General features: G+C 71.9%; 13 protein-coding genes. All 13 read left to right on the forward strand.

The features are described from left to right. Window positions 1–4: 4 nt before the first annotated feature. The 13 genes from ACH4DX_RS35460 to ACH4DX_RS35520 all read left to right on the forward strand — a co-directional run bounded on the left by ACH4DX_RS35460 (window position 5) and on the right by ACH4DX_RS35520 (window position 8,813). Window positions 5–1,072 (forward strand): hypothetical protein, encoded by a 1,068-nt coding sequence (locus ACH4DX_RS35460; RefSeq protein WP_398123964.1) that lies wholly within the window; start codon window positions 5–7, stop codon window positions 1,070–1,072. Continuing rightward, window positions 1,069–3,231, forward strand: a complete 2,163-nt coding sequence (locus ACH4DX_RS35465) for a hypothetical protein (protein WP_398123965.1) — start codon at window positions 1,069–1,071, stop codon at window positions 3,229–3,231. Before ACH4DX_RS35460 ends, ACH4DX_RS35465 begins: the two co-directional genes overlap by 4 nt. Before the next feature lie 177 nt (window positions 3,232–3,408). Then, window positions 3,409–3,627: a hypothetical protein gene (locus ACH4DX_RS35470; protein ID WP_398123966.1), complete on the forward strand. Its 219-nt coding sequence runs from the start codon at window positions 3,409–3,411 to the stop codon at window positions 3,625–3,627. Window positions 3,628–3,818: 191 nt separating this feature from the next. Next, a complete protein-coding gene (locus tag ACH4DX_RS35475; RefSeq protein ID WP_398123967.1) occupies window positions 3,819–4,241 on the forward strand; it encodes an RRQRL motif-containing zinc-binding protein in 423 nt (140 codons plus the stop codon). A 20-nt stretch (window positions 4,242–4,261) separates the two neighbouring features. After that, window positions 4,262–4,915, forward strand: a complete 654-nt coding sequence (locus ACH4DX_RS35480) for a hypothetical protein (RefSeq protein ID WP_398123968.1) — start codon at window positions 4,262–4,264, stop codon at window positions 4,913–4,915. Between the two features lie 12 nt (window positions 4,916–4,927). Then, the gene (locus ACH4DX_RS35485; protein WP_398123969.1) at window positions 4,928–5,425 is read left to right on the forward strand and encodes a Pycsar system effector family protein; all 498 of its coding nucleotides are present in this window, start codon (window positions 4,928–4,930) and stop codon (window positions 5,423–5,425) included. 5 nt (window positions 5,426–5,430) lie between these two features. After that, a complete protein-coding gene (locus ACH4DX_RS35490; protein ID WP_398123970.1) occupies window positions 5,431–5,955 on the forward strand; it encodes a hypothetical protein in 525 nt (174 codons plus the stop codon). After that, the gene (locus ACH4DX_RS35495) at window positions 5,952–6,641 is read left to right on the forward strand and encodes a hypothetical protein (protein ID WP_398123971.1); all 690 of its coding nucleotides are present in this window, start codon (window positions 5,952–5,954) and stop codon (window positions 6,639–6,641) included. The genes ACH4DX_RS35490 and ACH4DX_RS35495 overlap by 4 nt, the downstream gene beginning before the upstream one ends. A gap of 122 nt (window positions 6,642–6,763) precedes the next feature. Next, window positions 6,764–7,474: a GGDEF domain-containing protein gene (locus tag ACH4DX_RS35500; protein WP_398123972.1), complete on the forward strand. Its 711-nt coding sequence runs from the start codon at window positions 6,764–6,766 to the stop codon at window positions 7,472–7,474. Further along, complete coding sequence (locus tag ACH4DX_RS35505) at window positions 7,471–7,923, forward strand: hypothetical protein (protein ID WP_398123973.1); 453 nt, start codon at window positions 7,471–7,473, stop codon at window positions 7,921–7,923. The genes ACH4DX_RS35500 and ACH4DX_RS35505 overlap by 4 nt, the downstream gene beginning before the upstream one ends. Continuing rightward, window positions 7,920–8,186 (forward strand): hypothetical protein, encoded by a 267-nt coding sequence (locus tag ACH4DX_RS35510; protein WP_398123974.1) that lies wholly within the window; start codon window positions 7,920–7,922, stop codon window positions 8,184–8,186. The genes ACH4DX_RS35505 and ACH4DX_RS35510 overlap by 4 nt, the downstream gene beginning before the upstream one ends. 34 nt (window positions 8,187–8,220) lie before the next feature. Next, window positions 8,221–8,565 carry a WhiB family transcriptional regulator gene (locus ACH4DX_RS35515; RefSeq protein WP_398123975.1) on the forward strand — a complete coding sequence of 115 codons (345 nt, stop codon included), beginning with the start codon at window positions 8,221–8,223 and terminating at the stop codon, window positions 8,563–8,565. Window positions 8,566–8,645: 80 nt separating this feature from the next. Next, window positions 8,646–8,813, forward strand: a complete 168-nt coding sequence (locus tag ACH4DX_RS35520; RefSeq protein WP_398123976.1) for a hypothetical protein — start codon at window positions 8,646–8,648, stop codon at window positions 8,811–8,813. Window positions 8,814–8,975: the final 162 nt, after the last annotated feature.

Genomic DNA, 8,975 nt, shown 5'->3' on the forward strand with positions numbered 1-8,975 from the left:
TCCCGTGTACTCCCTGACTCCCGGCTTCCGTGTGCCCGCCGTGCAGCGCGGACTCAGCCCTTTGGAGACCCTGCTGACGAAAACCACTGCCGGGATCGGGGGCGCCGTCCTGATGTCGGCAGTCGTCGCCCCACCGCCCCTGTGGGCACTCAGTGCGGTGGGCGCGGCTGCGGGCCTGCTCAATGTGGCGCCGGGGCCGCGCTCCCTCGGGCGGTGGGCGGCCGTCGGGTACCGGCACCTGCGTGAACGTGCCGTGCCCGACTCCGTGACCTCGCGCCCCGGCGCGACGCGGACGTGGACGCTGTACCCGGACCACGGCACCATGCAGGACCCGCACCGCCTGGCCGCATTCCACGAAGCGTTTTCCCGCGCGCTGACATTCGTGGGCGGCCAGGCCCGCCGCGCGGGTATCCAGGTGCACGTCACCCACCACGCCATGGTGGGCGACTGCACCGCGCACACGCAGACCATCTCTGTGCACATCCCCCAGGGCCTAACTCCCGCGCGTGTCATTGACACGGTGGAGCACGAGTTCACCGCGCTGGGCGTCCTGACTCCGCTCACCCCGGATCCGGTCCCCGCCGTGACCGACCGTGCGGCCGGGTGGGTGGGCCTGGACGACGGCCGGTACGGTGCCACCGCACGGATCACCGGATGGCCCGCGGAGGCTGGCGGTGACCTGATGTCCAACCTGCTGTTGGGCCAGGACACAGACCGCTCCCTGGCAGTGCTGTACCGGCCCCTGCCCACCCGTCAGGCCCATCTGTCGGCACGGTGGTCCGAGGCCGCCGGGGAAGCCTTCACCAACAACAAGGTCAAGCAGGACGAACACGAAATCGCGTCGACGTCGACGCACGGCGCACTCGTGCAGGGCGCAACGCTCGTCGACATCGACGCCTACCTGACGGTCTGGGGTGACAGCCCCGAGACCGTCATGGACGCCCGGCAACAGGCACTCCTCGATGCTGACCGGCACCGCATTCGCCTTGACTGGCTGCCCGGCCAGCAGCACCGCGCCCACATGATGACCACCCCGCACGGAGCCACCACCCAGAAAGGGGTGATCTTGTGATCCGTCTACCGACCACCCACGCCGCGATCACAGCGCCACTCGTTGCCTCCAACGCCTCGTTCCCCGGGATCCCAATCGGGCGCAGCGAACTCGACCAACGGATGTTCCGCCTCTCCCCCGTCCTGGCCGACGCCGCGGTGCTCCCCTCCACCAACAGCTTGGCGTTGGGCGGACTCGGCTCAGGCAAGTCCTCGACAGCCAAGGCCCGGATCCGCCGCGAAGTCCTGCACCACGACCACCAGGCCGTCGTCATCGACTCGTTCGGAGAGGACACCGCCGCAGGTGAGTGGACGTCATTGGTGCGCTCCCTGGGGGGCCGGGTCATCGAGGCCGGCGCCTTCACGCTGAACCCGTGCAGCAACCTGTTCCCGGAGCAAGTACGCGAGCAACTGATCCGGTCGCTGATCGCGGCTGTCGAGCCGGGAGCGCTCACCCACCAGGCCACCCACGCCCTTCAGCACGCCCTGTCCCACCCCAAGTCCACCTGCCTGCCCGGCCTGGTGGATGCCCTGGTGGCGCCGGAAGACGGCCGGTGGCCCGCTGTACGGCTCGCTGAGTGGGGCGAGGGCGCCGCTATCGCCCTGTCCCGCTACACGGAAGGATCGCTGCGTGGCCTTTTCGACGGCCAGGATGCGACGCTTCCTGAAGTGGATCTGCCGATCCTGTCGTTCGACTTCAGCCGCATGGACCGCAACAGCCCCTCGATCCCATCACTGATGGCGGCCGTCTGCTGCTGGGTCGAACACGTATGGCTGCCGCAGTCGACCGCCCCGCACCGCCACCTGGTGCTGGAAGAGGCCTGGCAGATCCTGCTGTCCCCCGCCACGAGTGAGCTGATCCAGCGCCTGTTGAAGAACTCGCGCAAAGCGGCCCTCAGTTTGGACGTCGTGATGCACACGCTGTCCGATCTGGGCGAAGGGAAGGCACAGGACCTGGCGCGCCTGTGCGAGATCGCCCACGTGGGGCGTCTTGGACCGGAGGAAGCCGCAGCCGTCGGCACTCTGCTTGGCCTGCCATCCTGGGCAATCGCCAAAATCCCGAAGCTGGCACCGGGCCAGGCTGTGTGGAAAGCCGGGCCGGACTACGTCGATGTCGTCAAGACCGTGCTCAGCGAGGAAGAGCTGCTGCTCACTGACACATCCTCGCGCCGCCGTAGGGCGCAGCAGGCACTCGCCGCCGAAGAGATGGCCGAGTGCGCGGTGGAAACTTCAGAGCCCGTAGACGACACCTCCGACGGCCTGGAGGAGGAGGTGGGCACGCCGATCGAGCAGCTGCTCGACCCGATCGAGCACGCCCCGGAACCTGAGGGCGACTGGGCATGGGAGATGCCGCCCAACGTCGTCGACACCCGCCACCAGGACGTAGTCCGAGCGGCGAGGGAAGGCCGGTGCAGCGAGGCCGCGGACCTCGCCGCGATTGGGGAGCGGCAGGACATCGCCGCTCACGGAATCGTCTCGGCTCAGGCCATGGGATGGCTGCTGACCCGTGCTCACGTGGCTGATCTGTGTGGGAACCGCAGCCAAGCGGTGCAGCTGCGCGCTACGGTCGCCCGCATGGGCAACGAATGGTTCGAGGCCGACAGCACAACCCCACAATGGCACCGGGCCAGCGAGTTGCCTGCCCCGTGCCTGACCGCACCGGCCGCGGACAAGGACGAGGCGCCCACACGGACCCGCCGCCGCTGGCCGTACGTGGTCGCCGTTGCGGCCCTGTCCGCCGTCGGCATCGGTGTATGGATGGATGGGGACAGCGGCCAGGACCAGAAGGAGCGCACACAGGCGGCAGCGGCGTACAAGGGCCGGTCAGGCGCAGCCGTACGCATCGACGGTGTCGACTCCCACCTGGTGGCCCGCTGGACCCGGGACAAGACACGCGTGATCGTCGAACTCCGCTCGTACTTCGACCCCAACGCCAGGTACCTGCGCATCGACGCAGACGGAGAGAGCGCCCACAGTGTCCGCACCAACGGCTACTACCCCAAGGACCCTGAGATCGCTCTGTCGGTCAAGGACCCCCTCGCGGAGGTGACCGTGCGGATAGCGATTGGCGGCAAGCGCTGGGAGAAGGGTTCGCGGGCTTCTTCCCGCACGATCCGCCTCTCCCCCACCGGGGCCGCGTACGACGCCGACACCGGCAAGCAACTCCCGTCCGACATCTGACCGACCGCGCGTTCAACCAGGGCTCGCACCCACATCGGGGTGCGGGCCCTCAGCATGTCCCGGGCGCTCCGCCTGATCCTCGCCCGCCCCGCCCTCAAGGCGCGGTGCGCGAGGACCGGGCAGGCCGCCCGGCCTGCCGCACCACTCACACACCCCAACTCACAGGAGGACCCCCGCATGGGGAGACGAGGACCCGCAGTCATAGGCATCCTCACCGAGCCCGCCCGGCCCACCTGGTGGGCCGCTCACCGGCATCTGGTGTACGGCATCGCCGGTCTCCTGATCGGCGTGTGGCTGTCCACGCTCCTCACCGGTGACGGCGACACCCCGCGCCGCCCGGACCGCCCCGGACACACCACCCCCGCACCGGCCACCCCCGGTACGCACAACGCCTGACCCAGCCGTCACCGCCTCGCGCCCCCGGCCACGCTCCCGGCCGGGGGCGCGGCACGTTCCGCTGCCCCGCGCACAGGAGGACCATTCGTGCTCATCCCCCGACCGCGCCGCCGGATCGGCCGCCCGCGCCCCTCCCGTCCCGGGCCCCGCCACCCGTACTACCCGGGCCCTCTGCCCGGCCCCTGGCGCCGGTGACCATCGGCCAGGGCGAGGACCTGGCCGACGTCGACCCTCACGACCCCGGCGACGGTTCCCTGCCCGTCCACCGCTGGCGACAGGCCGGATACACCGGCCTCGCCACCCGCCGCCAGCTGCGCGCGATGGGCCTGCGCCCCGGCGGGCACGCCCCGGCCGCCCGCATCGAGTGCCACGGCGGGCGCCGGTGGGCGTGGCTGTACCGCGTCGACCTGGCCCTGCCCAAGCGCACACCGACACTCGCCCAAGAGGCCGCGCTGGACCGGGCGATGGCCGCCCGGCAGACCTGCCCGGACTGCGGCCGGCGCTACTTCTACTGCCTCCCGCTGCGCTCACTCGGCACGTGTCTGGAGTGCCACGACGGCACCCCCGCCGACCCCACCACCTACATCACACCCTGGCACGCCCTCGCGGCGTGACCCATCCGAAAGGACGCATCATGTTCCGCATCGTCACGACGTCCCACCTCGCTCACCTGGAGGCACACGCCAGTGCACTGCCCATGGCCCGCAGCAAGTGCGAGGGCCTGGAGCAGCGGGTGGAGGACATGAACTGCCGCGTCCGCGACCTGGAGGGCGACCTGGAGCAGGCCACGGAGCGGCTCGCGGAAGAGCTTGCCGCCCTGACCGCCGACTACGAGAGTCGTCTTGCTGCGGCCGCCCGCGCCGCACACCGCACGAATGAGCTGCATGAGCAGGTGCTCGACCGGGCGCGGGCCCGCACCGCGCAGGCCGTGCGCCTGGCCGACGAGACGGCCCGGGAGCTCCGGGCCGAGATCGAGCGGTTAGAGGCCAAGCTCGCTCTGAGCCCGGTTCAGATCCCGGACGGCGTGGTAGCCCGCTACCTGAACCTCGTAGGCGCCTCGGTCGACGTCACGCTGTATGTGGACAGCTCCACGGAGCACATGCGGCTGGTTCTACTGTGCACAGGCTGCGGCTACACCCAGGAGCGGGACCGGTACCTGGTGGACAGCCCAGACAGCCGCGCCTACTTCGTCACCGCGGACTACTCGGACGGAGCGACGATCAAGCGCTGGGCGCAGGAGCACGCAGCCAAGTGCCGCGCCGTCGCCCTCGACCCGGCCAGCGCCTGAGAGGGCACCCCCATGTCTCTCGCTCCCCGCCCGCAGCCGGCCCCGGCCGCCCCGCAGGATCCGAATGCAGCCCTGGACGCGGCGTGCGCCACGGTCACCACCGAGATCGGCCGCACCGACAGCAAAGCCTCGCTGCTCCTGGCGTTCGTCGGCGCGACCCTCGCGGGCCTGGCCAGCGTCGCGGACACGCCCCTGCCACTGCCCGCCCGCATCACCGGCGCCGCCGCCATCCTGGCCCTCGCGGCCGCCGCCGTGCTGCTGCTCCTGGTCGTGCGCCCCAGCCTCGGCGGCCGCGGCCGCATCGCGCGCGAAGGTGTCCCGTGCTGGTCGCAGATGACGGAGGCCGCTCTGCTCGCCTCGATGCGCGAGGACACCCGCGCCACCCGCATCCGTGTGCTGTCCACTCTCGCCGTTGCCAAGTTCGAGCGGCTGGCCCGCGCGGTCGACATCATCCTCGCCGCGCTCGCGCTGCTCCTGGCCGCCGCCGTCCTCGCCCTCACCACCGGCTGACCCGTATGTGGGCGCCCCTGATCACTACCGCCCTCGCCGTCCTCGGCACGCTGGCGGGCGCGACGGTCTCCGGCCGCGCCCAGGAGCGCGCCGCCGCGCAAGTGGTGCGCGTCCAGACCGACGAGGATCTCCGCCGTGACCGCACGGAAGCCGTCATCGAACTGGCCTGCGCCGCGTCCGACCACCGGCGAGCGCTGTGGCGGCGCGGCGACGCCGTCCTGAAAGACGCCAGCACCCAGCGCACAGAGTCCCTGCGCGAGGAGAGCCACCTGACCCGCGGTGCGCTCAACCGCCCGCTCATCGCCCTGCGCGTCCTCATCGAGGATCAGGACGTGCGCGCCGCCGCCGACCACATGGTCACGCTGACCCACGCAATACGGGACGCCTACGCCACCGCCCGGGCCCTGACCGCAGCCCGGGAGGCCGCCATGGTCGCCCACGACCAGTTCGTGGACGCGGCCGCCCGCTACCTCACCCCCGCCGCGCCGACGGCACACCCCCGCCCTACCTCCGAGGAGACCGCCCGATGACCCACCGTCTGATCCGCTGTCTGGTCCGCCGCGGCGACACCGCGCCCAGCGCCGACCGGGCGACGTTCGAGGCGTTCCGCGCGATGCTGACCGCCCTGCGCGAAGCCGAGCCCTGGACGCCCGGCCGCGGGGATGCCGCGGTGCGCGTCGGCCCGTTCGTCGAGCGCGTCCACCCCCGGCCGGGCGACGACCACGGCACCGACATGATCGCCGTGGCCCTGGTCCACCCCGACACCCCGCACGCGACGGCCTACCTCCACGGCCACCAGCTCGGCTACACCAGCCGCGGCTGGCTGCGCTGCCAGACCCTCGCGATCCTCGGCCTCTGGCACCCCGCCTACGCGATGCTCAGCCACGCCGCCGCGAACCTGTCGCTGCCCGCCGACGTCGGCATGTCCCCCGCCCACTACGGCGTGCACCTTGAAGGCCGCCACCGCGACGGGACCCGGCACACGCTGCTGCGCGTGGGCCCCTACTCGCAGTCCTGGCAGGCCCTGCGCGACGCCGACCGCATCAACCGCGCGGCGCGGGACGGGTCGATCTCCGCCCTCGATGGCTGCACGATCGCCGCCGCCGATATGCCGTTCATCGTCAGCGACCACAAGAGCTACGTCGACCCGTACGGCCCCGACGGTGCCGACGTCCGCGTGCTCGCAGACCGCGCCATCCGCGCGGCTGCCGTCTGACCAACTGCTCCGCCGACCGGCGTGGTTCGCCGCGCCGCAGCCAACGCCGGGACAGGCGCCATGCGTCTCAAGCCGTCGCCTGCCCCGGCTCCCACCCCATGCAAGGAGAGGGAGACACCAGTATGACCTCCACCGTGCGCGTACAGGCCCCTGCGGGCACTCGCACACTGATCCTCACGACCCTCGCGGTGCCGCTGACCGGCTGGACCGTCCACGCCGTCCAGCTCCACCGCCAACTCGCTGGCGGGCGGCGGCAACTGGCCGCCGCTCAACGGCAGCTGGCCGCTGCCCGCCACGACCCGCTCACCAAACTGCTCACCCGAGACGGCTACACCGCCCTCGCGGAGCAGCTCCTTACCCGGCATCGCCGCGACGTGCTGGTGCTCATGCTCGATGTCGACGAGTTCAAGCAGATCAACGACAGCTACGGACACCCGGTCGGTGACCGCGTCCTGGAGGTCACCGCGCGGCGCCTCACGGCATGGGCAGGCCCCGGGGCCGCGGTCGGCATCCTCGGAGGCGACGAGTTCGCGGCAGCAGTCCGTATCGCTCCCTCCCGCCGCCGCGAGCGGCTGGTCGACCTGGTCGCCGCGCTCGCCCAGCCCGTCACCGTGGACGGCGGCCTGGTCGACGTCGCGGTGTCCGTCGGCGCCGCCGCCCCCGACACGATCGGCGCCGACGACCTGCCCACCCTCCATCGGGCCGCCGACGCCGCCATGTACGCGGGCAAGCACTCCGGCCGGGCCGTCCTCGCCACCCCGGACCACGCCCGCACGCCGTCCGTCCACGGGCGCCGGGCAGGGCGCCCCGGCGCCGGGAGGCGAGCCGCATGAGCACCCAGACCCCGCCGCCGGGCGACTGGATCCGAGGCCTGACCGTCAAACAGCCTTGGACCGCCGCCATCCTCACCGGCGCCCAGACGATCGCGAACACCCCACAGGCCTGGTCCTGGCGTGGCTGGCTGCTCCTGCACGCCAGCCCGACCATCGACCGGACCGCCCTACGCCACCCGCTGGTCCGGCGAACCGTCCACGGCCGGGAGCTGCTCACCGGTGCCGTCCTCGGCGTGGTCCGCCTCACCGACTGCCACCAGGACGGCGACGGCGGCCTGCTGTGCTCTCCCTGGGCGCTCCCAGACGCCTGGCACCTGGTCCTCGCCGACGCCCAGGAGCTCCCCCTGCCCGTCCCCGCGCCCGTACGCGGACAGCTCACAGGCCCGTGGAAGCCGACGCCGGATCTGCTCGCGCAGGTCTGCCAGCAGCTTCCCGGCCTGCGGCCGTGACGGACAGGGACCCACTGTGGGCGCCGGGCCCCATCCCGGCACCCGGGATGCTGCTGGACTGGCACGACAGCCGCCACTCCATCGGCCGGCACGGCCGGACCTGCGTGCTGTGCCCCCAGCCCACCGTCCTGCGCTCCCACCACGGCGAGCACGTACACAAGACCTGCGCCGAACGCTGGATCTCCGAACATCCCGTAGAGGCCCGGCTCGGCAGGTTCGCATCCGACATCCCACGCAAGCGCGGCGACGACGACCACGCCTGACACCCCCAAGCACCTCCGCAAGGACTGCTCTGTCATGACTCGATTCCCGGCCGAGATCACGGCCGACCCCCGCATCCCCGCCCCCGACACCCGCACCGCCCCCTGCCGGTCCGACCCCACCGCGTTCGCCATCGAGGAGCTCACCGGCCGCACCGTCCGGGAGCAGGCCCTGGCACGCGCCATGCACGCCTGCTCGACATGCCCGGTCGCCACCGACTGCCTGAAATGGGCGCTCGCCAACCCGGAACTCACCACGACCGGAGTGTGGGCCGCCACCACCCCACGCAAGCGCAACGAACTGCGCCGCCGCCTCGTCGACCGTCTCGGCGACGACTGGGTCGGCGCGGTAACCCGTACCGGCCGCGACCGCGCCACCTGACCGGTTGCCCGATCCGCCCGTCCCGTACGGGCGGTGAGAGGAGCCGGGACAGCCCCGCGCCCATCCGAAAGGACCACAGCATGCCTGACGCACAGTCCGCCGCCGACGCTATCCGAATCGCCGCGCAGGTGGTCAACGACTACGGCACCGACGCTCCGCAGGCCTACGACGCCGTCGACGCCGCTGTCGGCGCCGTCCTGGACGCCCGCACCGCAGGCGTCACCGACGATGAGATCCGTAACGCGTAACCCCTGAGGGCCCGTGCCTGGCGGATCGCGCCGGGCGCGGGCCCTCCTGTGTTTCGGGGCAGTCGGTGCGCGAGCTGTTTTACGGCCGTAAAACAGCTCGCGTCGCAGGCGCTGCGGATCCCCTCGGCTCGCTGAGTTTTACGGCCGTAAAACTCAGCGAGC

It is taken from the genome of Streptomyces sp. NPDC017940, from assembly GCF_044328435.1.
Taxonomy (GTDB): domain Bacteria; phylum Actinomycetota; class Actinomycetes; order Streptomycetales; family Streptomycetaceae; genus Streptomyces.